This window comes from Nocardioides albus, from assembly GCF_014648255.1.
Lineage (GTDB): Bacteria > Actinomycetota > Actinomycetes > Propionibacteriales > Nocardioidaceae > Nocardioides > Nocardioides albus.
In genome coordinates this window covers 280,248-303,763 of sequence record NZ_BMQT01000009.1, presented here as the reverse complement: position 1 = coordinate 303,763, position 23,516 = coordinate 280,248, and the positions used below count along the sequence as shown (strand labels likewise).

At 69.0% G+C, this 23,516-nt stretch carries 19 protein-coding genes, 1 tRNA gene and 1 rRNA gene; 12 read left to right on the top strand and 9 right to left on the bottom strand.

Annotated elements, in window-relative coordinates; all coding sequences use genetic code 11:
- Positions 1-214: 214 nt before the first annotated feature.
- The 3 genes from rrf to IEY84_RS20125 all read left to right on the top strand — a co-directional run bounded on the left by rrf (position 215) and on the right by IEY84_RS20125 (position 2,306).
- Positions 215-331 (top strand): 5S ribosomal RNA (gene rrf, locus IEY84_RS20135).
- Between the two features lie 129 nt (positions 332-460).
- Positions 461-1,555, top strand: coding sequence for a tetratricopeptide repeat protein (locus tag IEY84_RS20130; protein WP_183546258.1), 1,095 nt, complete (start codon positions 461-463; stop codon positions 1,553-1,555).
- A 220-nt stretch (positions 1,556-1,775) separates the two neighbouring features.
- Positions 1,776-2,306, top strand: coding sequence for a DUF3145 domain-containing protein (locus tag IEY84_RS20125; protein WP_268244459.1), 531 nt, complete (start codon positions 1,776-1,778; stop codon positions 2,304-2,306).
- A gap of 112 nt (positions 2,307-2,418) precedes the next feature.
- On the opposite strand, the gene IEY84_RS20120 is transcribed toward IEY84_RS20125, so the two are convergent.
- From IEY84_RS20120 to aceE, 7 genes are all read right to left on the bottom strand, one after another.
- Positions 2,419-3,858, bottom strand: coding sequence for an acyl-CoA carboxylase subunit beta (locus tag IEY84_RS20120; RefSeq protein WP_183546256.1), 1,440 nt, complete (start codon positions 3,856-3,858; stop codon positions 2,419-2,421).
- Positions 3,858-5,126, bottom strand: a complete 1,269-nt coding sequence (locus IEY84_RS20115) for a beta-ketoacyl-[acyl-carrier-protein] synthase family protein (RefSeq protein WP_183546254.1) — start codon at positions 5,124-5,126, stop codon at positions 3,858-3,860. Before IEY84_RS20115 ends, IEY84_RS20120 begins: the two co-directional genes overlap by 1 nt.
- 91 nt (positions 5,127-5,217) lie before the next feature.
- Positions 5,218-5,469: an acyl carrier protein gene (locus IEY84_RS20110; protein ID WP_008364250.1), complete on the bottom strand. Its 252-nt coding sequence runs from the start codon at positions 5,467-5,469 to the stop codon at positions 5,218-5,220.
- 51 nt (positions 5,470-5,520) lie between these two features.
- Positions 5,521-6,507, bottom strand: coding sequence for a beta-ketoacyl-ACP synthase III (locus tag IEY84_RS20105; protein WP_183546252.1), 987 nt, complete (start codon positions 6,505-6,507; stop codon positions 5,521-5,523).
- On the bottom strand, positions 6,504-7,694 hold the full coding sequence (locus tag IEY84_RS20100) for an acyltransferase domain-containing protein (RefSeq protein WP_183546250.1): 1,191 nt from the start codon (positions 7,692-7,694) through the stop codon (positions 6,504-6,506). The genes IEY84_RS20105 and IEY84_RS20100 overlap by 4 nt, the downstream gene beginning before the upstream one ends.
- Before the next feature lie 103 nt (positions 7,695-7,797).
- Positions 7,798-8,985, bottom strand: coding sequence for a PucR family transcriptional regulator (locus tag IEY84_RS20095; protein ID WP_183546248.1), 1,188 nt, complete (start codon positions 8,983-8,985; stop codon positions 7,798-7,800).
- 129 nt (positions 8,986-9,114) lie between these two features.
- Positions 9,115-11,916: a pyruvate dehydrogenase (acetyl-transferring), homodimeric type gene (gene aceE / locus IEY84_RS20090; RefSeq protein ID WP_183546246.1), complete on the bottom strand. Its 2,802-nt coding sequence runs from the start codon at positions 11,914-11,916 to the stop codon at positions 9,115-9,117.
- A 123-nt stretch (positions 11,917-12,039) separates the two neighbouring features.
- Here aceE and IEY84_RS20085 point away from each other — a divergent pair, with 123 nt between their 5' ends.
- A complete protein-coding gene (locus IEY84_RS20085) occupies positions 12,040-12,930 on the top strand; it encodes a carbohydrate kinase family protein (RefSeq protein WP_229788867.1) in 891 nt (296 codons plus the stop codon).
- Here IEY84_RS20085 and IEY84_RS20080 read toward each other — a convergent pair.
- Entirely contained in the window at positions 12,927-13,913 is a 987-nt protein-coding gene (locus tag IEY84_RS20080; protein WP_183546242.1) for an NAD(P)/FAD-dependent oxidoreductase, read from the bottom strand. The genes IEY84_RS20085 and IEY84_RS20080 overlap by 4 nt on opposite strands.
- Positions 13,910-15,001, bottom strand: a complete 1,092-nt coding sequence (locus IEY84_RS20075) for a glutamate-cysteine ligase family protein (RefSeq protein ID WP_183546240.1) — start codon at positions 14,999-15,001, stop codon at positions 13,910-13,912. Before IEY84_RS20075 ends, IEY84_RS20080 begins: the two co-directional genes overlap by 4 nt.
- Before the next feature lie 84 nt (positions 15,002-15,085).
- Between IEY84_RS20075 and IEY84_RS20070 the strand changes: the two genes are divergently transcribed.
- The 8 genes from IEY84_RS20070 to IEY84_RS20035 all read left to right on the top strand — a co-directional run bounded on the left by IEY84_RS20070 (position 15,086) and on the right by IEY84_RS20035 (position 23,507).
- Entirely contained in the window at positions 15,086-15,862 is a 777-nt protein-coding gene (locus IEY84_RS20070; RefSeq protein ID WP_183546238.1) for a siderophore-interacting protein, read from the top strand.
- 109 nt (positions 15,863-15,971) lie between these two features.
- Positions 15,972-17,381 carry an FAD-binding oxidoreductase gene (locus tag IEY84_RS20065; protein ID WP_229788865.1) on the top strand — a complete coding sequence of 470 codons (1,410 nt, stop codon included), beginning with the start codon at positions 15,972-15,974 and terminating at the stop codon, positions 17,379-17,381.
- Between the two features lie 42 nt (positions 17,382-17,423).
- On the top strand, positions 17,424-18,743 hold the full coding sequence (locus IEY84_RS20060; protein ID WP_183546236.1) for an MFS transporter: 1,320 nt from the start codon (positions 17,424-17,426) through the stop codon (positions 18,741-18,743).
- 89 nt (positions 18,744-18,832) lie between these two features.
- The gene (locus IEY84_RS20055; RefSeq protein ID WP_183546234.1) at positions 18,833-20,392 is read left to right on the top strand and encodes a TIGR03767 family metallophosphoesterase; all 1,560 of its coding nucleotides are present in this window, start codon (positions 18,833-18,835) and stop codon (positions 20,390-20,392) included.
- Positions 20,393-20,524: 132 nt separating this feature from the next.
- Complete coding sequence (locus tag IEY84_RS20050) at positions 20,525-20,938, top strand: DUF3052 domain-containing protein (RefSeq protein ID WP_183546232.1); 414 nt, start codon at positions 20,525-20,527, stop codon at positions 20,936-20,938.
- Positions 20,939-21,088: 150 nt separating this feature from the next.
- Complete coding sequence (locus tag IEY84_RS20045) at positions 21,089-22,786, top strand: AMP-binding protein (RefSeq protein ID WP_183546230.1); 1,698 nt, start codon at positions 21,089-21,091, stop codon at positions 22,784-22,786.
- The gene (locus tag IEY84_RS20040) at positions 22,783-23,247 is read left to right on the top strand and encodes a peroxiredoxin (protein WP_183546228.1); all 465 of its coding nucleotides are present in this window, start codon (positions 22,783-22,785) and stop codon (positions 23,245-23,247) included. Before IEY84_RS20045 ends, IEY84_RS20040 begins: the two co-directional genes overlap by 4 nt.
- A 184-nt stretch (positions 23,248-23,431) precedes the next feature.
- Positions 23,432-23,507: transfer RNA gene (locus IEY84_RS20035), tRNA-Val, on the top strand.
- Positions 23,508-23,516: the final 9 nt, after the last annotated feature.

Below are 23,516 nucleotides of genomic sequence, written 5' to 3'. Positions count from 1 at the left end.
GCCCAGCCGACCGGTACTAATAGGCCGAGGGCTTATCTTTCATAAACCCTCAACAAAAACAACAACCATCGAAGACCAACTCTTTGATGAGACTGTTCGCGTCCACGAACCAACTAGCAACAAGCTAGAACTAAACAATGGCTTGGCCACCCCAAGCAGCTCTGCCCGGCAGCGAAAGCGCCGGCAGATAGATGCAGGGGTGAGTCGATAGAGTTACGGCGGCCATAGCGAAGGGGAAATACCCGGTCCCATCCCGAACCCGGAAGTCAAGCCCTTCAGCGCCGATGGTACTGCAACCGAGAGGCTGTGGGAGAGTAGGACGCCGCCGGACAAAATTTCAGGTAGAGGCCGCCCTTTGGGGCGGCCTCTACTGCATTTACAGGCACTGAGTTTTGTCAACAGAACGATCGGACGATCGTTCGAAGTCGGCTGCGGTGACGCGGCAGTGAGGATGGCGGCTATGGCTGACGAGCGCCGTAGCAACAGAGGCGGAAAGCCCGCCGGACGCCCGGGGGGTCCGAAGAGCTCAGGTTCATCGAGCGGTGGCCGTGGCAGCCGAGCAGGTGGCGGCCGGCCCGGAGCCGGACGTAGCAACGACCGTCGCGATGGTGGCGGAGGCCGCGGAGGCGAGCAGCGTCGCGACGGCGGACGTGGCGGCGAGGAGCGTCGCGACGGCAAGCCGACCGGCGGCCGCAGCGGAGCTCCGCGCGCGGGAGGCCGCTCTGACGGCCCGAAGCGCAGCGGTGGCAGCAGCGACCGCAAGGGCGGCTACTCCAAGGATCGTGGCGGCAAGCCGGGCGGGAAGCCCGCCGGTGCGGGGCAGCGGCGCCGCTTCGACGAGCCGCGCGAGGAGCGTACGGCGGATCAGCGGGTCTACGACGGTCCCGAGCTGCCGGACGAGGTGACCGGCAAGGAGCTGGACCGCGCGATCTCGGCTCAGCTGCGTGGCCTGCCCGAGAAGCTGGCGGCCCGTATCGCTCGTCACCTGGTTGCGGCGGACATGTTCATCGACTCCGACCCGGAGCTGGCCTACCAGCACGCCAAGGCGGCCAAGTCGCGTACGCAGCGGATTGCTGTGATCCGCGAGGCGCTGGGCGAGGCCGCCTATGCCGCCGGCCACTACTCCGAGGCGCTGGCTGAGCTGCGTGCCGCGAAGCGGATGAACGGCGCGACGGCGTACCTGCCGATCATGGCGGACTGCCACCGTGCCCTCGGCCAGCCCGAGCAGGCGATCAAGCTCGCGCACAGCCCGTCGGTGGTGAACTTCGAGGCGCCGGCCAAGGCCGAGATGACGATTGTCGAGGCCGGTGCTCGCCGAGACATGGGGCAGCACGACGCGGCCCTGCGGATCCTCGAGCAGTCGCCGCTCAACAACAAGAGCCGCGAGTCCTGGGTCGTCCGGCTGCGCTACGCGTACGCCGACACCCTCCAGGACGCCGGCCGCGACAAGGACGCGCTGACCTGGTTCCACCGCACCTTCGCGATCGACTCCGAGGAGATCACCGACGCCGCGGCGCGTGCCGAAGCGCTGGAGAAGACGGTCGAGAGGGACTGAGAACCCTGCGTGGCGATACGGAGTGGCGGTCGGCACGTGTGCTGACCGCCACTGGCGGTTTTGCCTCGGTACTGGAGATCCGGGGCCGCGTAGGTAAGAATGGGTCCTACTACAACTCCACAACCGACACATCCGTGTGATCCATCGAAGCATTTTCCTTCACGCATGATCGAGCCCGCTGGGGAAGGCGTAGCTCGCGCCGCAACGAAGGAGATATTCGGTGACCACTCAGATCAAGGACCCGAGCGCCTCGCGTGGTATCGCCCGAGGCGTTGTGTTCGTGCATTCGGCTCCCTCCGCGCTCTGCCCTCACATCGAATGGGCCGTCGCGGGGGTTCTTGGCGTGCCTGTGAACTTCGACTGGACGCCGCAGCCGGCGCAGGCAGGCACCTACCGAGCCGAGCTGTTCTGGTCCGGTGCCGTCGGCTCCGCAGCGGCCATCGCCTCGGCGCTGAAGGGCTGGACGCACCTGCGCTTCGAGGTCACCGAGGATGGCACCTCGACCTCCGAGGGCGCGCGCTACTCCTTCACCCCCGACCTCGGTGTCTTCCACGCCATGACCGGGATGCACGGCGACATCATGATCCCGGAGGACCGGCTCAAGGCTGCGGTCGTGAAGGCCGCGCTCGGTGACACCACGCTCGAGCTCGAGGTGGACAAGCTTCTCGGCAAGCCGTGGGACGACGAGCTGGAGACGTTCCGTCACGCTGGCGAGGGCGCCCCCGTACGCTGGCTGCACCAGGTCGTCTGAGCGGCCCCGTCGGCTGCAGAGCACGGTCGACCACAACGCCGAGTCGGCGCGTCATGACGCGCCGACTCGGCGTTGTTTTCCGTCAGGACGCGCCGACTCGGCGTGATCTGGATCAGAGCGGGATGTTGCCGTGGGCGCCGCGGCGTACGCCGACGGTCTGGATCGCTTCCTCGAAGGCAGCGGCGATCGCGCTGCGGGTCGCGGTGGGCTCGATGACCTCGTCCACGACACCGATCTCGACCGCCTTGTCGACGCCGCCGGCGAGCCGCTCGTGCTCGGCGGCCAGCTCGGCCTCGACCAGGGGACGCAGGTCGGGCGCGACCTCGGCGAGCTTGCGGCGGTGCAGGATGCGGATCGCGGCGACCGGCCCCATGACCGCGACCTCAGCACCCGGCCATGCGAAGACCTTGGTCGCGCCGAGGGAGCGGGCGTTCATGGCGATGTAGGCGCCACCGTAGGTCTTCCGGGTGACCAGGGTGACCCGGGGGACCACGCACTCGCCGAAGGCGTGCAGGAGCTTCGCGCCGCGGCGGACGACCCCGTCCCACTCCTGGCCGACGCCCGGCAGATAACCGGGGACGTCGACGAGGACGATCAGCGGGACGCCGAGAGCGTCGCAGAGGCGTACGAACCTCGAGGCCTTCTCCGCGGAGAGGGAGTCGAGACAGCCGCCGAGCCGCAGCGGGTTGTTGGCGACGACACCGACGGTGCGGCCACCGAAGCGACCCAGGGCGGTGACGATGTTGGGCGCCCACCGTGCGTGCAGCTCCTGCGTGGTGCCCTCATCGAGGATGTTCTCCACCAGCGGGTGGACGTCGTAGGCGCGCTTCTTCGACTCGGGCAGCTGCTCAGCGAGGTCTTTGTCCTGCACAGCGTCGACATCGAGGCCACCCTGGGAACCGAGGAGGGAGGCGACCGTGCGGGCCTTGTCGAGCGCCTCGCGCTCGGACTCGGTGAGGATGTGTACGACGCCGGAGCGACGGCCGTGCGGCTCGGGGCCGCCGAGGCGCAGCATGTCGACGTCCTCACCGGTGACGGAGCGTACGACGTCAGGGCCGGTCACGAAGATGCGGCCCTCGGGGCCGAGGATGACCACGTCGGTGAGGGCGGGACCGTAGGCAGCACCGCCGGCAGCCGGCCCGAGTACGACCGAGATCTGCGGGATCTTGCCGCTGGCCTGCGTCATCACGTGGAAGATGCGGCCCACCGCGTGCAGGGAGAGAACGCCTTCGGCCAGCCGGGCGCCACCGGAGTGCCACAGCCCGATGATCGGGATGCCGTCGGTCATCGCGCGGTGATAGGCGTCCACGACCACACGGCAGCCGAGGTCGCCCATCGCGCCGCCCATGACGGTCGCGTCCGAGCAGAAGGCGACCGCTCGGGTGCCGTCCACCTCGCCGACGGCGGCCAGCATGCCGGAATCGTCGTCGGGGGAGATGAGCTCGAGGGAGCCCTCGTCGAAGAGCGCCCGGAGGCGGATCACGGGGTTGCGGGGGTCCTGGTCCCGCGGAAGCTTCTGCTTCCTCGCGGGAGCAGGCGCCGTGATGGTCATCAGATGCTGCCGTAGACGACCGCGACGTTCGCGCCACCAAATCCGAAGGAGTTGTTGAGGGCCGCGACGTCACCGGACGGCAGGTCGCGGGTCTTGGTGGCGATGTCGAGCTCGACCGCGGGGTCGAGGTTGTCCAGGTTGATGGTCGGCGGCGACTGGCGGTGGTGGATCGCCAGGACCGTCGCGACGGTCTCGAGGGCTCCGGCGCCACCGAGCAGGTGGCCGGTCATCGACTTGGTCGAGGTGACCACGACGTTCTCGACCTGCTTGCCGAGGGTGGCGTGGAGCATCAGGCCCTCAGCGATGTCTCCCTGCGGGGTCGAGGTCGCGTGGGCGTTCACGTGGACGATCGTGCTCGGGTCGACGTCGCCGTCCTCGAGGGCGCGCTTGATGGCGCGGCTGCCTCCGCGACCCTCGGGGTCGGGCTGAGCGATGTCGTGGGCGTCGGCGGTCACGCCGGCACCGAGGACCTCGGCGTAGATCCGGGCGCCGCGCGCCTGGGCGTGCTCGAGCGTCTCGAGTACGACGATGCCGGCACCCTCACCGAGGACGAATCCGTCACGGGCGGTGTCCCAGGGGCGGCTGACCGCCGTCGGGTCGCCACCATCGGGGCCGGAAGCAGTCTTGGAGAGCGCCATCATGTTGGCGAAGGCGGCCATCGGCAGCGGGTGGATCGCCGCCTCGGTGCCACCGGCGATGACGACGTCGGCGCGGCCGAGTCGGATCTGGTCGGCGGCGAGTGCGACGGCTTCGGAGCCGGAGGCGCACGCGGAGATCGGGGTCTGAGCCGCGGCGCGGGCGCCGTAGGTCAACGAGATGTTGGCTGCGGAGGCGTTGGCCATCAGCATCGGGACGGACAGCGGGCTGACCCGACGCGGTCCCTTCGCGAGCAGCGTGTCGTAGTTGTCGAGCAGGGTGGTGACCCCACCGATGCCGGTGGCGACGGCGACGCCGACGCGCTCGCTGTCGAGGCCCGCCTCGGTGGCGGTGCCCTCGAAGCCGGCGTCCTTCCAGGCCTCGGCCGCGGCGACCACGGCGAACTGTGCGGAGCGGTCCAGGCGCCTGGCCTTGACCCTCTCCAGGACCTCGGACGGCTCGACGGCGATGCGGCCGGCGATGCGTACGGGGAGGTCCTTGGCCCACTCCTCGGTGAGCTCACGGATGCCGGAGCGGCCGGCGATCAAGGCATCCCAGGTGGTGGCTACGTCTCCGCCGAGCGGGTTGGTGGTGCCCAAACCGGTGACGACTACTCGGGTGCGGCTGCTCATGTGGTCTCCGTGGGGTGGTTGGCGCGTTGGGATCAGGTGATGAAGGTCCGGCGACTCGGCCTGGGAGGGTTGGCCGAGCCGCCGGGGCGCGTCAGGCGTTCGCGGAAGCCTTCTCGATGAAGCTCACTGCGTCGCCGACGGTCTTGAGGTTCTTGACCTCCTCGTCGGGGATGGATACGCCGAACTTCTCCTCGGCAGCAACGACGACCTCGACCATGGACAGGGAGTCGACGTCGAGGTCATCGACGAACGACTTGTCGAGCTGAACGTCGGCGACATCGATGCCGGCGACCTCGTTGACGATCTCGGCGAGGTCGGAGCGGATCTCTTCGGTGGTGGCCATGTGTGGTGCTTCCTCTCGGATTTGTGTGCTGAAACTCTGGATGGTGCGAGACTAAGGGACGACGACGACCTGGGCGGCGTAGACGAGCCCGGCGCCGAACGCAATGAGCAGGGCGGTGTCGCCCGACTTCGCCTGGCCCTCCTCGATCATCCGCTCGAGAGCGAGCGGGACCGAGGCGGCCGAGGTGTTGCCCATGGTGGCGATATCGCGGGCGATCTCGACCGACGGGGGCAGCTTCATGGAGCGCGCCAGTGCGTCGACGATGCGCATGTTTGCCTGGTGCGGTACGAAGCAGTTGAGCTCGTCGGCGGTGATGCCGGCCTTCTCGAGCGCTTCCTGGCCGACCTTGGCCATGGCGTAGGAGGCCCAACGGAAGACGGGATTACCCTCCATCGTCAGCCAGGGGGTCTCCTTGGCCTCGATCGCATCGAACCAGTCGGGGGTCTGGATGTGGTTGGCCTTGTCGCCCGAGGATCCCCACACGACCGGGCCGATCCCGGGCTCCTCGCTTGGGCCGACGACCGCGGCGCCCGCGCCGTCGGCGAAGATGAACGCGGTGCCACGGTCATGCGGGTTGGTGATGTCGGAGAGGCGCTCCACCCCGATGACGAGTACGTTCCGGGCGCTGCCGCCGCGGATCATGTCGCTGGCCATCGCGATGCCGTGGCAGAAGCCCGCACAGGCCGCGGAGACGTCGAAGGCGGCCGGGTGGTCCGCGCCGAGCTCGTCGGCGATCAGCGCGGCGACAGCAGGCGTCTGGCGCAGGTGGCTGACCGTTGCCACCAGGACGCAGTCGATCTGGTCGATGCCGATCCCGGCATGCTCGAGCGCCTTGCGCGAGGCGGCGACCGACATCATCTGTACGGTCTCGTCCTCCGTCGCCCAGCGACGCTCGGTGATGCCGGAGCGGGTGCGGATCCACTCGTCGGAGGAGTCGATCAGGTCGACGATCTCGCTGTTGGGGACCACCCGGCTCGGGCGGTAGCCGCCGACGCCGAGGATGCGGGCGTGCGGCGAACCTGTCGGGGCTGAGATCACGAGTTCTGTGCTCCTGTCGGGTGCAGACGCAGCAGCGGCTGACCGGGTGAGACGAGGTCGCCGTCCTCGACGAGCCACTCGATGACCTCGCCGCCGTGGGCGGAGGTGATCACGATGGTGTCGCGGAGGCTGGCGATGGCGCCGATGTCGGTGCCGGCGGGGATCACGTCGATCGCCGAGACGGCCTCGGAGATCTGGAAAGTGCCCTTGGCGGGGGAGACGACCATCCGCCACGTCGGCGTGGTCTCGATCAGATTGGTCTCGCCGTGCTTCTCGACGAACGCGCGGGCGTCCTCGAGCTGGTCGGGAGTCTTCAGCGCGAAGGTCTCGACGCCCTTGAGGGCTCGCTTGGCGATCCCGGTCAGGGTGCCGGCCGGGGGCATCTCCAAGATGCCGGTGACACCGATGTCGGACATCGTGTCGAGGCAGAGGTCCCAGCGGACGGGGTTGGCGATCTGGCCGACGATCCGGTCCAGCGCCTTGGCGCCGTCGTGGACGATCTGGCCGTCCTTGTTGCTGATCAGACGCGTACGCGGGTCGTGGGTCGAGACGCTCTGAGCGAGCCGGGCGAGGTGGCCGACGGCGGGCTCCATGTGGCTGGTGTGGAAGGCACCGGCGACGCTGAGGGGCATCAGCCTGGCCTTGGCGGGCGGCTCGGCGGCGAAGGCCTCGAGCTGCTCGAGCGTGCCCGCGGCGACGATCTGGCCGGGGCCGTTGTCGTTGGCCGGGGTGAGGCCGTGCTTCTCGATCGCGGCCAGCACCTCGTCGCGGACGCCGCCGAGCACCGCGGTCATGCCGGTCGGCGTCTTCGCGGCGGCCTCGGCCATCGCCTTGCCACGCTCACGAACGAGCACCATCGCCTGCTCGGCGCTGATCGCGCGGGCGCCAGCGGCGGCGGTGATCTCACCCACGCTGTGACCGGCGACAGCGCCGATCTTGCTGAAGGCGTCCGCCGGCTGCGGGAAGAGCTGGAGGGCCGCTACCAGACCGGTGGCGACCAACAGCGGCTGGGCGATCTCGGTGGCGCGGATCGCGTCTGCGTCGGCATTCGTGCCGTAGTGGATCAGGTCGATGCCTGCGACGGTCGAGAGCCACTCCATACGAGCGGCGAAAGCGGGGTCCTCCAACCACGGGGTGAGGAATCCTGGTGTCTGAGCACCTTGTCCTGGGGCGACAATGACGAGCACGCAACGATGGTCCCGTCTGGAGGGGGGCCGGAGCACCTTCAGCGGCGACGAATATAGGTCACCCAATCTTGTAGGTGTCCTACAATTCACGCCGAAGCGCGCGCTAATGGGCCTGTTGCCGACCGAGGATCAGAGCGACCTGCAGGGCGAGAGCGTCGCGGGAGTCGGTGGGGGTGAACCCGGTGAGCTCAGCGACCTGCTTGAGCCGGTAGCGCACGGTGTTGGGGTGCACGAACAAGGTCCGGCCGGTCGCTTCCAGCCCGCCGCCGGCGGCGAAGTACGCAGCCAGCGTCTCGATCAAGGTGCTGCGAGCCTCCACCAACGGCTGGTAGAGGTGCTCGATCAGGTAGCGATGGGCCCATGCGTCGCCGGCGAGCGCACGCTCGGGCAGGAACGACTGGCTCAGGGCCGGTCGAGGCGCATCGGGCCAGCCCGGCGCTGCCCGATAGGCCGAGAGCGCGGCCCGGGCCGAGTTGGCGGCGGTCGCCAGTCCGGCGGCAACCGGTCCGACCACGACGGGACCGTCCGCGAAGAGATCCGCGATGCGGCCGGCGGCCTTCAACGGGTCGTCGATGCCGCCGAGCAGGGCCACGAGCCGGTCCCCCTGGACCGCGCACAGCGTGTGCAGACCGTGGGCGCGGGCGCGGCGGCGTACCTCCTCCATGGCAGCGTCGAGGCCGATCCCGTCGGGGGCGTGGCCCAACACCGCGCACAGCGGCAGGTCTGCGTCCCAGCCGAGCGCGCTGGCGCGGGAGAGGACGACCTCGTCCGTCTCGGCGCGCAGGACGGCGTCGACGACGAGCGCCTCGAGGCGGGCGTCCCAGGCGCCGCGCTGCTCGGCGGCGCGGGCGTAGACCTCGGCGGTGGCGAACGCGACCTCACGGGCATAGCGGCCGATGGCCTCGTGCACGTCGGCGGCATCCTCGGGCCCGAGAAGGTGGTCGATGTTGGCCTCGACCACCTCGATCGAGAGCCGCACCAGGTCGACGGTCTGCTGGAGGGTGATGATGCCGGTCAGCGCCCGAGGCGCGACGCCGAACATCGACGCGGCCAGGTCGGGCTTGGCGGTGTCTGCTGAAGCGCCACCGGCGTACCAGCCGACGAACTCCTTGATGCCGGCCTGGACGATCAGCCCGACCAGGGACCGGTTCTTGGCCGAGAGGTCCTTGAACCACGGCATCGCGTCGTCCATGCGCGACGTCGCGGCCGTCGCCAATCGGCCGGTCGCGCGCCGCAGCGCCTGCGCGGTGCGCTGGCGGGTGGGTGGGATCACTGCGGTCACGTTGTCCATTCTTGCGCTGCGTACGTCGAGAAACTTGCCGGGGGCGGGTGTTTGCCCCAGATAGAAGCGCCGAGTCGGCGCAGATGTCTCAAGAATCTGGGACATCTGCGCCGACTCGGCGGCTTGCAGGGGCGCAGGCTACGCGTCCCCGCCCTCCTGCATGATGCCCTTCGCGGCGGTCGGGTCGTCGATGCGGTAGGCGTCGAAGGCCTTCTTCACCAGGGAGGCGTCGATCTCGCCGGCCTCGGCCAGGGCCTGGAGGGCCTGGACGACGACGGACTGGGCGTCGATCTGGAAGAAGCGACGCGCGGCCGGGCGGGTGTCGGCGAAGCCGAACCCGTCGGCACCGAGGACCCGGTAGTCGTCCGGCACCCAGCGGGCGATCTGCAGCGGGACGGCCCGCATGTAGTCGGAGACCGCGATGACGGGACCGGTGGACGCCGAGAGCTTCTCGGTGACGTACGGCGTGCGCGGGGTCTCGCCCGGGTGGTTGAGGCTCCACTGCTCGGCGTCGATGGCGTCGCGAGCCAGCTCGTTCCACGAGGTCACCGACCAGGTGTCGGCCTTGACGCCCCACTCCTCCTCGAGGAGGCGAGCGGCCTCCTCGACCCACGGGAAGCCGACGCCGGAGGCCAGCAGGCGGACCTTCGGGCCCTCGCCCTGGGCGGTCGAGACCTGGTGGATGCCCTTCAGGATGCCCTCGACGTCGACGCCCTCGGGCTCCTTGGGCTGGCTGACCGGCTCGTTGTAGACCGTCAGGTAGAAGATGACGTTCTCGCCGTGCGGGTGCTCCTCGGAGGTGCCGTACATCCGCTCGAGGCCGCTCTGCATGATGTGCGAGACCTCGTAGGCGAACGCCGGGTCGTAGTGCACGACCGCCGGGTTGGTCGCCGCCAGCAGCGGGGAGTGACCGTCGGCGTGCTGCAGACCCTCACCGGTCAGCGTGGTGCGGCCGGCGGTGGCGCCGATCAGGAAGCCACGGCCCATCATGTCGGCCATCGCCCAGATCGAGTCGCCGGTGCGCTGGAACCCGAACATCGAGTAGAAGATGTAGAACGGGATCATCGGCTCGCCGTGGGTGGCGTACGCCGTGCCGGCAGCGGTCGCCGAAGCCACCGCGCCCGCCTCGGAGATGCCCTCGTGCAGCAGCTGGCCCTGGGCGGACTCCTTGTAGGAGAGCAACAACTTCCGGTCGACCGACTCGTACTGCTGGCCGCCCGGGTTGTAGACCTTCGCGCTGGGGAACATCGCGTCCATGCCGAAGGTGCGGTATTCGTCAGGAGCGATCGGCACGATGCGCTTGCCGATCTCCGGGTCACGCATCCAGTCCTTGAGGAGCCGGACGGTGGCCATCGTGGAGGCGATCTTGTTCTTGCCGGAGCCCTGCTTGAGCTCGGAGTAGACCTTGTCGCCCGGCAGGGTGAGCGGCTTGAACTCGACCCGGCGCTGGGGGAGCGGGCCGCCGAGCTGCTTGCGACGCTCCATCATGTATTCGATCTCGGCCGACTCCGGACCCGGGTTGAAGAACGGCGCGGCGCCGGTCTGCTCGTAGGTCGCCTCGAGCTCCTTGTCGGAGATCGGCAGCAGCAGCCGGTCGCGGAACTTCTTCAGGTCCGCCATGGTCAGCTTCTTCATCTGGTGGGTGGCGTTCTTGCCCTCCAGAGCGTCGATCGTCCAGCCCTTGATGGTGTGGGCCAGGATGACGGTCGGCTGCCCGACGGTCTTGGTGGCCGCGTCGAAGGCTGCGTAGACCTTGCGGTAGTCGTGACCGCCGCGGGGGAGCTTGCGGATCTGCTCGTCGCTCATCTGCTCGACCATCTTGCGCAGGCGCGGGTCGGAGCCGAAGAAGTTCTCCCGGACGTACGCGCCGGTCTCGACCGAGTAGGTCTGGAACTGGCCGTCAGGGGTGGAGTTCATCTTGTTGACCAGGGCGCCGTCGACGTCCTTGGCGAGCAGCTGGTCCCACTCACGGCCCCAGATGACCTTGATGACGTTCCAGCCGGCGCCGCGGAAGTTGGACTCGAGCTCCTGGATGACCTTGCCGTTGCCGGTCACCGGGCCGTCGAGCTGCTGCAGGTTGCAGTTGACGACCCAGACCAGGTTGTCGAGCTCCTCGCGGGCGGCGACCCGGATGGCGCCGAGCGACTCGGGCTCACCCATCTCGCCGTCGCCGAGGAAGGCCCACACGCGCTGGTCGGAGGTGTCCTTGATGCCGCGGTTCTGCAGGTAGCGGTTGAACCGCGCCTGGTAGATCGAGTTGATCCCGGTCAGGCCCATGGAGACCGTCGGGAACTCCCAGAAGTCGGGCATGAGGCGCGGGTGCGGGTAGGACGAGATGCCCTGGCCGACGCCGTGCTGGACCTCCTGGCGGAAGCGGAACAGCTGCTCCTCGTTGAGCCGGCCCTCGAGGAAGGCGCGCGCGTAGATGCCGGGGGAGGCGTGGCCCTGGATGAAGACCTGGTCACCGCCGCCGGGGTGGTCCTTGCCGCGGAAGAAGTGGTTGAAGCCGACCTCGTAGAGGCTCGCGGAGGACTGGTAGGTGGCGATGTGGCCGCCCACCTCGAGGCCCTTGCGGTTGGCGGAGGAGACCATGACGGCGGCGTTCCAGCGGATGAAGGCGCGGATGCGTCGCTCGATGTCCTCATCGCCCGGGAACCACGGCTCGCGGTCGGAGGGGATGGTGTTGATGTAGTCGGTGCTGCGCAGCGCGGGGACGCCGACGGACTTCTCGCGGGCTCGCTCCAGCAGACGCAGCATCATGTAGCGGGCCCGCTCGCGTCCGCTCGACTCGAGCATCGCATCGAACGAGCCGAGCCACTCACTGGTCTCTTCGGGATCAATGTCCGGAAGCTGGGTCGGTAGACCCTCGTGGATTACGGTCGGCTGGGCGGGGGTCGGGCCCTGCGGACCACCAGTCGTCTCGGTGGATTCATCGGTCACATCCTCAATAGTCGCACGCGGTTGAGGGCCGTTGAACAATCGCGGTCGGTTACCAGCGAGTAATGGTTTCTGCAGGTCATCCCGGAGAAAATGTCGGTACGCCGCGCTGCTACCGTGCACGCCGTGGCTGAACTGGTTGACCTCGGTGCCGACGACGTCCTGGTGGTCGGTGAAGCGCTGGTGGATGTCGTCACGACGGCAGACGGCGAAACTCACGAACATCCCGGCGGGAGCGGCGCCAACGTCGCCGTCGCGCTGGGCCGGCTCGGCCGGCCGGTGCGCTACGCCGCCTCCTACGCCGACGACGCCCGCGGGCGGTCCCTGGCCGCCCACCTGGCCGAGTCCGGGGTGCGGCTGGCATGCGACCCGCACGTGCTGGCCAGGACCTCGACGGCGCAGGCCACCATCGCGGCCGACGGGTCCGCGGCGTACGTCTTCGACCTGGAGTGGAAGCTCGGCGAGATCGCCGTGGGGACGCCGCGGTTCGTGCACGTCGGCTCGCTCGCCCCGGTGCTCTCGCCCGGCGCCGAGACGGTCTTCGCGCTGCTCGACGGGCTCCCGGACGGCGTACGCGTCCTCTACGACGTCAACATGCGACCCACGTTGACCGGAACGGGCCAGGAGATCGTCTCGCGGATCGAGAGAGCCGCGGCGTACGCCGATGTCGTCAAGGCGAGCGACGAGGATCTGGAGACCCTCTACCCCGGGGTCGGGCTCGACGACGCGGCGGCTCGGCTGCTCGCGCTCGGGGCCGGCGCGGTTGCGGTCACCCGCGGTGGTGACGGCGCCAGCTGGATCACCCCGTCCGAGCGGATCGACGTCGAAGCGGAGAAGGTGACGGTCGTGGACACCATCGGTGCCGGCGACACCTTCTCCGCGGGCCTGGTCGACGCGCTCTGGGATGACTTCGAGCGCGACCGGCGCGAGGTGCTGGCCCACGGCGTCCGGGCCGCGGCCGTCACCGTCTCGCGCGCGGGAGCCAACCCGCCGACCCGCGCCGAGCTGGGATCCTAGGATCCCAGCCGCTCCGCGAGCGTACGTCCCAGCCAGGCCGCCGAGCGGATGGCGCTGCCGCAGTTGGCGATGAGCAGGCCGGGGGCGGGCTCATCGACCACGAGGGTCTTCTGTGCCGTGTCGACGCCCCAGAGGATGTCGTCGACGCGGGCGTCGCGGAGCCAGGGGAGCGTGGCGGCGAGGCCGCGGTCGAGGATCGTCGTCCAGTGGTCGACGGGTCCTGAGGTGTCGTCGTCCTCGACGATGTCCTCCTGGCCGACCACGACCCTCAGACGGTCGTCGATGAGCTTGAGGAAGACATAGCCGAAGCCGTCGCCGACGGGCACGATCGTGTGTGGCATCTGCTCGCGTTCGGGTGGCACCGGCAGGTCGAGCACGAACAGCTGGCGCTTCTCGGGGGTCGCGCTGCTCTCCGGGAACACCGAGGCGTTGGCGGCACCCATCGCTGCGAGGACCCGTCCGGCGCGGATCGAACCGCGCGAGGTCTCGACGACGTGGCCGAGACCTTCCGGACGCACTCCGGTGACGGCGGTGTCGTCGACGAACTGCACTCCCAGCTCTGTCGCCTGGTCTCGAAGCAGGCCGACCAGGCGCGTCGCAGAGACGTTGAGCGCAGGGATGAGCTCACCGGTGTGGAGAAGGTGGTAGGTGTTCTGGAGCATCGCCAGATCCGCGAGCGGTGCGGCGCCGCGGATGAACTTCTCGGTCTCGGTCGTCATCTCGCGCTTGACCGGGTCCGGCCAGGTCCATCGGATGCTGCCCCCGGAGTAGCGATAGGTCGCGAGGTTCGCCGGATCGTCCTCGGGGTCGTGGTTGATGACCACCACCCGCAGGCCCGGTCTGGCCAGGAAGTAGGCCGTCGCGGCGCCGATGGGCCCGGCTCCGCAGATCGCCACATCGGCCTCCGCGGGAAGCGGCACGAGTTGGTCCGTGGTCGTGTCAGCAGTGGTGTCGGCGGGCAGGTCGGCGGGCAGGTCGGTCAACGAAGTCCTTCCGAGAGGTACATCAGGCCTGTGCGCGAATATGCGTCCAGAAGGCTATCGGCAGGCGTACGTCCCGCGCGCAGCAACTGGTCCAGACAGTCGAGGTGGCCGGCCTCCGCGCCCATCGTCGACCCGACTGCCAGGGCTCGGTGGGCGGCGGCGAGCACCTCGCGGGCACCGGTGGCGATCTCCGGATCGTCGAAGGCGGCGGTGGCGGCGCGTTGGTGCAGGTCACGACTGGGTGTGTCGGCGAGCCCGGGAAGGTCGTCGGCGAGGCAGACACCGAGTGCCAGCGCGGCGCCGGCGAGCAGCAGGTCGCGGGAGAGGAAGGCGTCGTACGCCTTGAACTCGATGCGTCCCTCTTCGCGTGGGATCCGCGGTGGGTGGACCATCGTCGCCTCGGCACCCGCGGGTGGCGGGACGAAGCATCGTGCCGCCACCCGCCGCCAGGTGCGCTCGTAGGTGCGCTTGCTCGGGCCGCGCCAGGCCCGGCCGGCATGGAAGGGCGAGCTGAAGCTGAACGGCACCATGAAGGGGCTGTAGTAGGTCAGCCGCCGGGTCGCCTCGACGACCTCGGCCGCAGAGAGCTCGGGAAACGAGAGATTGATGTCGGGGCCGTAGCTCAGGTTGGAGACCTCGGCGTGGTCGTACTCACGATGCTCGGCCCGCATCTCCTGCTCCCACGCATTGAGCGGCGGATCGAAGAGGTACGCCTCGCGGACCGGGTTGAAGCCGACGATGCCCAGGTGCAGGCCGAGCGGCGCCAGGCGTTCGGAGAGGTCGTCCTGCAGGTCGATCAGCCGGTCGGCGGCCTCAGTGGTGTTCGCACAGATCGGGGTGCGGATCTCCACCCCCTTGACCAGCATCGAGGTGAAGGTGCCGTCGGGATCGAACCGCTCGTCGCCCTCGAGGTACCAGTAGCCGTTCTTGATGCCGAGATCGCCGCGGACCAGACCTTCGTCGGTGGTGCCGGAGCCGTCCGCGAGGGCGCGTTGGAGAGCGGCGAAGTCGAGGTCCCCGAAGTCATGGAAGGTGCCCGTCTCGCTCACCAGGGCATACTCGAACTCGAACCCGGCGGAGTAGAGCACGACGCCACTCTAGGGGGTCTGGGCAGGCTCGACCACCGGTTTGGCCTGATCTGCATTTCTCAGAATTTAGGTTAGGCTCCCCTCATGTTTCGCGCGGTCAAGCCGGAGGCAAAGCCAGCCACGGGGGTCGTGGTCACCGCGACCCGGCGTCTCAGTGCCGGGATGACCCGCGTCCACTTCCGTGCCGAGGACCTGTCCGCGTTCGAGGGCAGCGCGTGCACCGACCGGTTCGTGCGGCTGGAGATTCCGGCCGGTGACGGGTCGAACGTCTGCCGGACCTACACCGCCCTGGACCCCTCGGTCGCCGAGGGAACGTTCGCCATCGACTTCGTGCACCACGGGGACGAGGGCTTCGCCGGCCGCTGGGCGGTGAGCGCCTCGCCGGGGGATGTGCTCACCGTGCGCGGACCGGGCGGGACGTACGCTCCGGACCCGTCGGCCGACTGGCACCTGCTCGTCGGCGACGAGTCCGCTCTGCCCGCGATCCGCGCGGCAATTGCCGCGCTGCCGACCGACGCCATGGGCTACGCCGTGATCGAGGTGCCGTCGGTGGAGCATCTCCAGCAGGTCGATGCGCCGGCCGGGGTCGAGGTGCGCTGGCTGGACGCCACGGTCGACCCGCCCCTCGACACAGTGGTGCGGGAGCTGCCCTGGCTCCTCGGCCGGGTGCATGCCTTCGTGCACGGTGAGGCCGAGGTCACCATGCAGCGGATCCGGCCCTATCTGCTGCGTGAGCGCGGCGTGCCGCGCGGCGACCTGTCGATCTCCGGCTACTGGCGCCGCGGGAACAACGAGGACAGCTTCCGGACGTGGAAGCGCGGCCAGGCCGTCGCCCGACACGCCGCGTACGCAACTCACTGACGCCCTGGGGCAGGCGCGCCCCTGCGTTGTGCATCTGCACAGTTCCTCGGTGTGAAGATGCGGCATATCGTGATTGCTGACTCATGCCGATCGCCGAGACGCTGGTCACATGCCAAGCGCCGCACAGCCCCCACCGGTCGCAGCCGTCGAGATGGGTGCGCAACTCGTCGCCGAGCTCGGTGACGGTGTCGTGACCACCGACCCCGACGTGCTCGCGAGCTTCTCCCACGACCAGGCTCGTTTCTGTCCGGCGGGCGTTCCAGCTGCGTTGGTCCGGGCTCGCTCGACCGACGACGTCGCCACCACCCTGCGGCTCGCTCACGCAGCAGGCATCCCGGTCGTTCCGCAGGGAGCCCGCACCGGTCTCGCGGGCGGCGCCAACGCGATCGACGGCTGCATCCTGCTCAACCTGGAGCGGATGAACCGCATCCTGCGCATCGACGTCGGTGAGCAGATCGCTGTGGTCCAGCCTGGGGTCGTCAACGCGGAGCTCTCCCGCGCGGTCGGCGAGCACAGCCTTTTCTACGCCCCGGACCCGTCGTCCTGGGAGAGCTCGACGATCGGGGGCAACGTCGCCACGAATGCCGGCGGCCTGTGCTGCGTCAAGTACGGCGTCACCGGGGACTCGGTCCGGGCCCTCGAGGTGGTGCTGGCCGACGGTTCGGTCCTGCGCACCGGGCGTACGACTGCCAAAGGTGTTGCCGGATATGACCTCACGAGTCTCTTCGTCGGCTCCGAGGGAACCCTGGGCGTGATCACCGAGGTCGTGGTCTCGCTGAGGCCGGCACCCGTGCCGCCGCTGACCGCAGTCGCGATCTTCACCGACGTCGTCGACACGTGCAACGCAGTCAGCGACTTCATGGCCACCGGCGTCCGGCCCTCTCTGCTCGAGCTCATGGACGGTCCGACGATCAAGGTCGTCTCCGCCTACCGAGACCTGGGCTTCCCTGAGAACACCGGGGGAGTGCTCATCGCCCAGTCCGACGATCCCAGCCGGGCCGCGACCGACCTGGCGACCTTCGCCGAGGTCTGCCGCAGACACGGCGCCGAGGAGGTGGTGGTCGCGGACGACCCTGCCGAAGGCGAGCTTCTCATCGCGGCTCGTCGCCTGGTCGGCCCCGCCCACGAGCCGTTGGGCGCCACCCTCGTCGATGACGTCTGCGTCCCACGGGCACGGCTGGGCGACCTGCTGCGCGGTGTGGAGAAGATCGGCGTCGAGTACGACGTCCTCGTGACCTGCGCCGGTCACGCCGGCGACGGCAACATGCACCCGGGCGTCGTCTTCGACCCCACCGACGAGGCCGCTACAGCGCGTGCCTGGGAAGCGTTCGGCGCCATCATGCAGCTCGGCCTCGACCTCGGCGGCACGATCACCGGCGAGCACGGCGTCGGACTCCTCAAGCGCTCCTGGCTGGAGACCGAGCTCGGCGACATCGCCCTCACCACGCACCGGTCGATCAAGACCGCACTCGATCCGCGCAACATCCTCAACCCCACCAAGGTGATCACCCGTCAGTGACCCGCCCATAGCCATGGCGGAACGAAAGACAAGGACCCCCCAATGAGCACCTCCACCCTCGGCGTCTCGCCGGCTCCCCCCACGGAGAAGGACGTCCGCAGGATCGTCGCCGCGGCGTACGTCGGAACCGCCCTCGAATGGTACGACTACTTCCTCTACGGAACCGCCGCCGCGATCGTGTTCGCCGGGCTGTTCTTCCCGACCGAGAACGCCGCGACCGCGGCCATGATCGCGCTGCTCAGCTTCGGTATCGGCTTCGTCGTCCGCCCCCTGGGCGCCGTGCTCTTCTCCCACATCGGCGACCGCTACGGCCGACGTGCGGCCTTGATCGGCACGATCGTCGTCATGGGCGTCGCCACCGGCGCCATCGGCCTGCTGCCGACCTACGCCGCGATCGGCCTCGCGGCGCCGGTCCTGCTCACCGTGATGCGGGTGCTGCAGGGCCTCTCGGCCGGCGGCGAATGGGGCGGTGCGACCCTCATGGCGCTGGAGTACGCCCCGGAGGAGAAGCGGGCCCGGTACGCCTCGATGGTGCAGCTCGGCTCGCCCACAGGCACCGTGCTGTCGTCCGCAGCGTTCATCCTGGCCTCGATGCTGCCCGAGGACGACTTCCTGTCGTGGGGGTGGCGGGTCCCGTTCCTGGCGGCGTTCTCGCTCCTCGCCCTGGCTCTCTACCTTCGGATGAAGGTCGAGGAGACTCCGCTGTTCAAGCAGCTCGTCGCCGCAGAGCAGCGGGAGAAGCTCCCGGTCGTGGAGACCTTCCGGACGGCGTCCGGACGCCTCTTCGTGGGCGCGGCGATGTACTTCATCGGCACCGCGGCGTTCTTCATCATGACCACGTTCATGATCAGCTACATCACCTCGAGCCTGGGCCTCCCCAAGTCGCTGGCCCTCACCAGCACGATCGTGGGCGCCTTCGCGCAGATGGCCGTCCTCGTCTACTTCGGCCGGCTGGCGGACCGCATCGGTGCGGCCAAGGTCAACATCCTGGGCTCTGCGGTCACGGTGGTGGCAGCCTTCCCGGTGTTCTGGTTGGTCGACACGAAGGTCCCGGCCCTGGTCCTTCTCGGAGTGACTCTCGGCATCGCCTGCATCTCGATCCCGTACTCCGCGATCGGACCGGCTCTGTCCAGCCTCTTCCCGGCACACCTCCAGTACAGCGGAGTCGCGCTGTCGGCGAACTTCTCCAACGTCCTGGCAGGCTTCATGCCCTTCATCGCCACCTGGGCCTTCGCCGCTGCCGGAGACAAGTCGTGGGCGCCCGCCGGACTCCTGGCGCTGGTGGCACTGATCAGCCTCGCCGGGTCGATCGCCAGCGACAGGTTGCAGCGACCCGTCCGGGTCGAGGCGACGACGTCGTAGATCCGATCTCGGCTGCCGGGGTCAGGCGCCGGGGAGTATCGTTCGCCCTCGACCGCAGCGGCCGGTCCCGAGGAGAAGAGGCGGCGTAGATGGGTGTCACGAGCGAGAGCGGGCGGATCGTCGCGGGTGGCCGGAAGGGCCCCTACGTACGTCTGGCCGAGGGGCCGCAGGAGCGCCACGTCTCGCGCACCGAGCTGGCCCGGAAGCCCGAGGAGCTGGGTGACCCGATCCTCACCGTCGCGCACCTGTCCGACATGCACATCTGCGACCACCAGTCTCCGGCCCGGGTCGAGGTCCTGGACCGGCTCATGGACCCCGACAGCACGACCAGCGACCTGATCGACCAGGTCGGGACGTACCGGGCGCAGGAGCTGCTGACCGCGCACGTCGGCGCGGCGATGGTCGAGGCGGTCAACGAGATCACCGAGGGCCCCGTCGGTGGCGGCCCGCTCGACCTGGCGATCGCGACCGGGGACAACACCGACAACGGGCAGTACAACGAGCTCGACTGGTATCTGACGCTGCTCGACGGTGGCCGGCTGACGCCGGACTCCGGTGACCTGCTGCACTACGAGGGTGTCGCCGCTCTGCCCGACAAGCGCTTCTGGCACCCGCAGGGCGAGACGTACGACATGCGCCGCGGTGACCACGGCTTTCCCCTCGTCCCCGGGCTCCTGAAGGCGGTACGCCGCGCGATCGACTCGCCGGGGCTGGAGGTGCCGTGGCTGGCCGTCAACGGCAATCACGACGCCCTGCTGCAGGGCACCGTGCCCGGCACGTCCGCCATCGGCGAGGTCGCGGTCGGCGAGCTGAAGGCGATCGCGATGCCCGAGCACTGGACCGACGAGGCCAAGGCGAAGCTCATCTCCGGCCTGGTCTCCGGTGATCCGGCAGCGTTCGCGATGCTGGCCGAGCTGGAGCCCTACGAGGTGACCGCCGACCGACGTCGCCGACAGACCACGCTGCAGGAGTTCGTCGACTCCCACGTGCACGACGAGGCGAAGCCGCCCGGGCACGGGTTCAAGGCCGGCGGCGAGCCCTACTACCGCTACGACGCCAACGACGAGGTCACCTTCGTCGTCCTCGACACGGTCAACCCGGCCGGCGGCTTCCAGGGATCGATCGACGCCGAGCAGCTGGAGTGGCTCGATGCCGTGCTCGCCTCCACCGACTACGACGAGCGTCTCGCGGTCATCGCCAGCCACCACGACGTGGCCTCGCTGGTCAACGACATGAGCGGCCCCGGCGGCAAGCGGCGGGTGCTCGGCGACGAGATCGTGCACACCGTCTCGAGGCATGAGAGCGCGGTCCTCTGGCTCAACGGGCACACCCACCGTACGGCGGTGAAGCCTCACGGCTCGTGGTGGGAGGTCACCGCGCCGTCCCTGATCGACTGGCCGCAGCAGGGTCGCGTCGTCGAGCTCATCTCCGACGGCGACGTGCTGACCATCGCCACCACGATGCTCGACCACGCCGGTTCCGCCCGGTGGAGCGGCTCGATCGAGGAGGTCGGCCACCTCGCCTCGCTCTCCCGTGAGCTGTCCGCCAACGACTGGCAGGGGCCGCGGGTGCGCCTCGCCGAGCACCCGTCGGCAGGGACGGCACAGGACCGCAACGTACTGCTGCACCTGCTCGATCCGAGGGCATGAAAGGCTTACGACACGCCGTTAACTAGCGTCTGACAGGCGGGTGGGGTTGCATGGACTCGCGTTCTCCGCTGGACTACCACCAAACAAGTCCATGCAAGCGGCGTGGACGACAAGCTTTGGAGGAAACGACACGTGAGCTCGACCGCAGCCACAGGGCCTGCGGACCGGCTGGGCCTCAAGTCCGGCATGGTCATCCAGGAACTGGGCTGGGACAACGATACTGATGACGAGCTGCGGGTCGCCATCGAAGACTCCGTCGACGCAGATCTGGTCGACGGCGACTACGGCAACGTGGTCGACGCCGTGCTGCTGTGGTGGCGCGACGACGACGGCGACCTCGTCGACGGACTCGTGGATGCGCTGACCGACCTCGTCGGCGGCGGTGTCATCTGGCTGCTGACGCCGAAGGTGGGCCGCCCTGGTGCGGTCGACGCGGCCGACATCGCCGAGGCCGCACCCATCGCCGGACTGTCCCAGACCACCACCGCATCTGTGAGCAAGGACTGGGCCGCGACGCGTCTGCTGGCGCCGAAGACCCCTGCGTGATGGCCGCGATTCTCGGGATCGCCGAACATCGTCGAAGGCCGCGCGTGAGTGAGCGCGGGGGAGTGATCCACGGGATTAGTGCGACGCAGTGTCCGCATTCTGGTTCCATTCCGACGGGGGCGGCGCCACCACGTGGCTAGACTTCCGACGGTGTTCTCGACTACGGCTGCCAAGGCACGCACCGCCGGATCTGCGGCGAGGATCCTGGCCGGCTCCGGCATCGTCCGGCCGGTCAACCCGATCGGGCTCGCCCGGACCGGTCTGGCGCTGGCGCGCTGGGGCACCGGGCCGGCCGGCGGGTTCATCGGCCTCGCCCGGCGCTACCCACGCCGCACCGCGGTCATCGACGAGCTGGGCTCGTTGACGTACGCCGAGCTCGACCGCCGTTCCAACGCGATCGCCCGGGCGCTGGCCGCCCGTGGGGTCGGCGAGGGCGACGGCGTCGCGATCATGTGTCGTAACCACCGCGGGTTCATCGACGCGACCCTGGCGGTGGCGAAGCTGGGCGCTGATGTGCTCTACCTCAACACCGCCTTCGCCGGTCCGCAGCTCGTCGGGGTGCTGGAGCGGGACAAGCCCGCCCTGGTCATCCACGACGAGGAGTTCACCGGGCTGCTGTCTTCGGCGACCTCGGCTCAGCGGCTGATCGCGTGGGTCGACTCCGACGACCGGGAGGGAGCAACCGCGCGAAGCGCGGAGACGCTCGAGTCGCTGGTTCACGGCGATGCGCGGCCGGTGCCGCCGCCGAAGCGGCACGGGCGGATCGTGATCCTGACCTCCGGCACGACTGGGGCGCCCAAGTCGGCGCCGCGTCCGGAGGCCGGGTTCGACGCTGCCGTCGCGCTGATGTCGCGGATGCCGATGAAGGACGGATGGCGGTGCTTCATCGCCGCGCCGCTCTTCCACACCTGGGGGCTCGCCCACCTGCTCTTCGCCGAGCTGCTCGGCACCACCATGATCCTGCGCCGCCGGTTCGACCCGGAGGACGCCCTCGCGACGCTCGCCGAGACCCGGGCCGACTCGTTCGTGGTCATCCCGGTCATGATGCAGCGGATCCTGTCGCTGCCGGAGGAGACGCTGGCTGCGTACGACCTGGAGGGGATCGCCTCCAGGCTGAAGGCAGTCGCGTCCTCCGGCTCGGCGCTGCCCGGCGACCTCGCCCTGGAGTGGATGGACCGGTTCGGGGACAGCCTCTACAACGTCTACGGCTCGACCGAGGTCTCCTATGCCTCGATCGCGGACCCCGTCGACCTGCGCGAGGCGCCGACCTCGGCCGGCAAGGTGCCGTGGGGGACCCAGATGCGGATCCTCGACGGCGACGGCGTACCGGTTCCCGACGGTGATGCCGGCCGGATCTTCGTCGGCAACGGACTCCTCTTCGAGGGCTACACCAGCGGCGGCGGCAAGGAGGTCGTCGACGGGCTGATGGCGACCGGCGACGTCGGCCGCTTCGGACCCGACGGGCGTCTCTATGTCGAGGGTCGCGACGACGACATGATCGTCTCCGGCGGCGAGAACGTCTTCCCACAGGAGGTCGAGGACTGCCTGATGCGACACCCGCTCGTCACCGACGCCGCCTGTGTCGGGGTCGACGACGCCGACTTCGGAAAGCGGCTGCGTGGGTTCGTGGTGCTGGTTCCTGGCGCTGAAGCCGAGGCTGGGGGCGACGTCGATGTGACTCTGAAGGACTGGGTCAAGGAGAATCTGGCTCGCTTCAAGGTTCCGCGCGAGATCGTCGTGATCGATGCTCTTCCGCGCAACGCGACCGGCAAGGTGCTCCGGCGCGAGCTGGCAACCTGGGACGACGAGGCGGCAGGACCGAACGGCGAGAGGGTGGCAGGGCAGTGAGCGGACTTCAGGCCGGCGGGGCAGCCCCGGACTTCACCCTGCGTGACCAGTTCGGCGCCGACGTCACACTGTCGGACTTCCACGGCAAGAAGTCGGTGGCGATCTTCTTCTTCCCGTTCGCCTTCTCCGGCGTGTGCACCGGCGAGATGAGCGGCCTGCGCGACCGCCTCGACGAGTTCGTCACCTTCGACACCGAGGTCCTGGCGATCTCGTGCGACCCGATGTACGCCATCAGGCAGTTCGCAGACACCGACCGGCTCAACTTTCCGGTGCTCTCCGACTTCTGGCCGCACGGCGAGGTCTCCAAGGCCTACGACGTCTTCAACGACCGCACCGGCGCTCCGCTCCGGTCCTCCTACATCGTCGACAAGTCGGGCGTGCTGCGCTGGGCCGTGCACAACGCCAACGCCGACGGCCGCGACCTCGACGAGCACCTGCGGCAGCTCCACGCTGTCGTGTGACCCAGTAGTTTACGGGTCATCCAACTTGTGTTAACAGGGTGGTTACATCGCTTTTCTGATGCCCTGGGTGGGATCTAACCTATAACTGTTGAGCCGCTGATGACCCGAGACGTCAGCGGCTCAACTTCCATTTACGGCCCGGTTTCTCTGGCCCGCCCAAGATCGCGTACTCTTGGGGCGCTTCGGACGCATAGCTCAGTTGGTAGAGCGCCTCCCTTACAAGGAGGATGTCGGGGGTTCGAGTCCCTCTGCGTCCACCAACGGTTCCG

What these genes read in the sequence shown, in the direction of transcription:
- IEY84_RS20055 (WP_183546234.1), top strand. Translation starts at nt 18,833, where the DNA reads ATGGGTGTCACGAGCGAGAGCGGGCGGATCGTCGCGGGTGGCCGGAAG.
- IEY84_RS20065 (WP_229788865.1), top strand. Translation starts at nt 15,972, where the DNA reads ATGCCAAGCGCCGCACAGCCCCCACCGGTCGCAGCCGTCGAGATGGGT.
- IEY84_RS20070 (WP_183546238.1), top strand. Translation starts at nt 15,086, where the DNA reads ATGTTTCGCGCGGTCAAGCCGGAGGCAAAGCCAGCCACGGGGGTCGTG.
- IEY84_RS20130 (WP_183546258.1), top strand. Translation starts at nt 461, where the DNA reads ATGGCTGACGAGCGCCGTAGCAACAGAGGCGGAAAGCCCGCCGGACGC.
- IEY84_RS20095 (WP_183546248.1), bottom strand. Translation starts at nt 8,985, where the DNA reads ATGGACAACGTGACCGCAGTGATCCCACCCACCCGCCAGCGCACCGCG.
- IEY84_RS20115 (WP_183546254.1), bottom strand. Translation starts at nt 5,126, where the DNA reads ATGAGCAGCCGCACCCGAGTAGTCGTCACCGGTTTGGGCACCACCAAC.
- IEY84_RS20060 (WP_183546236.1), top strand. Translation starts at nt 17,424, where the DNA reads ATGAGCACCTCCACCCTCGGCGTCTCGCCGGCTCCCCCCACGGAGAAG.
- IEY84_RS20110 (WP_008364250.1), bottom strand. Translation starts at nt 5,469, where the DNA reads ATGGCCACCACCGAAGAGATCCGCTCCGACCTCGCCGAGATCGTCAAC.
- IEY84_RS20120 (WP_183546256.1), bottom strand. Translation starts at nt 3,858, where the DNA reads ATGACCATCACGGCGCCTGCTCCCGCGAGGAAGCAGAAGCTTCCGCGG.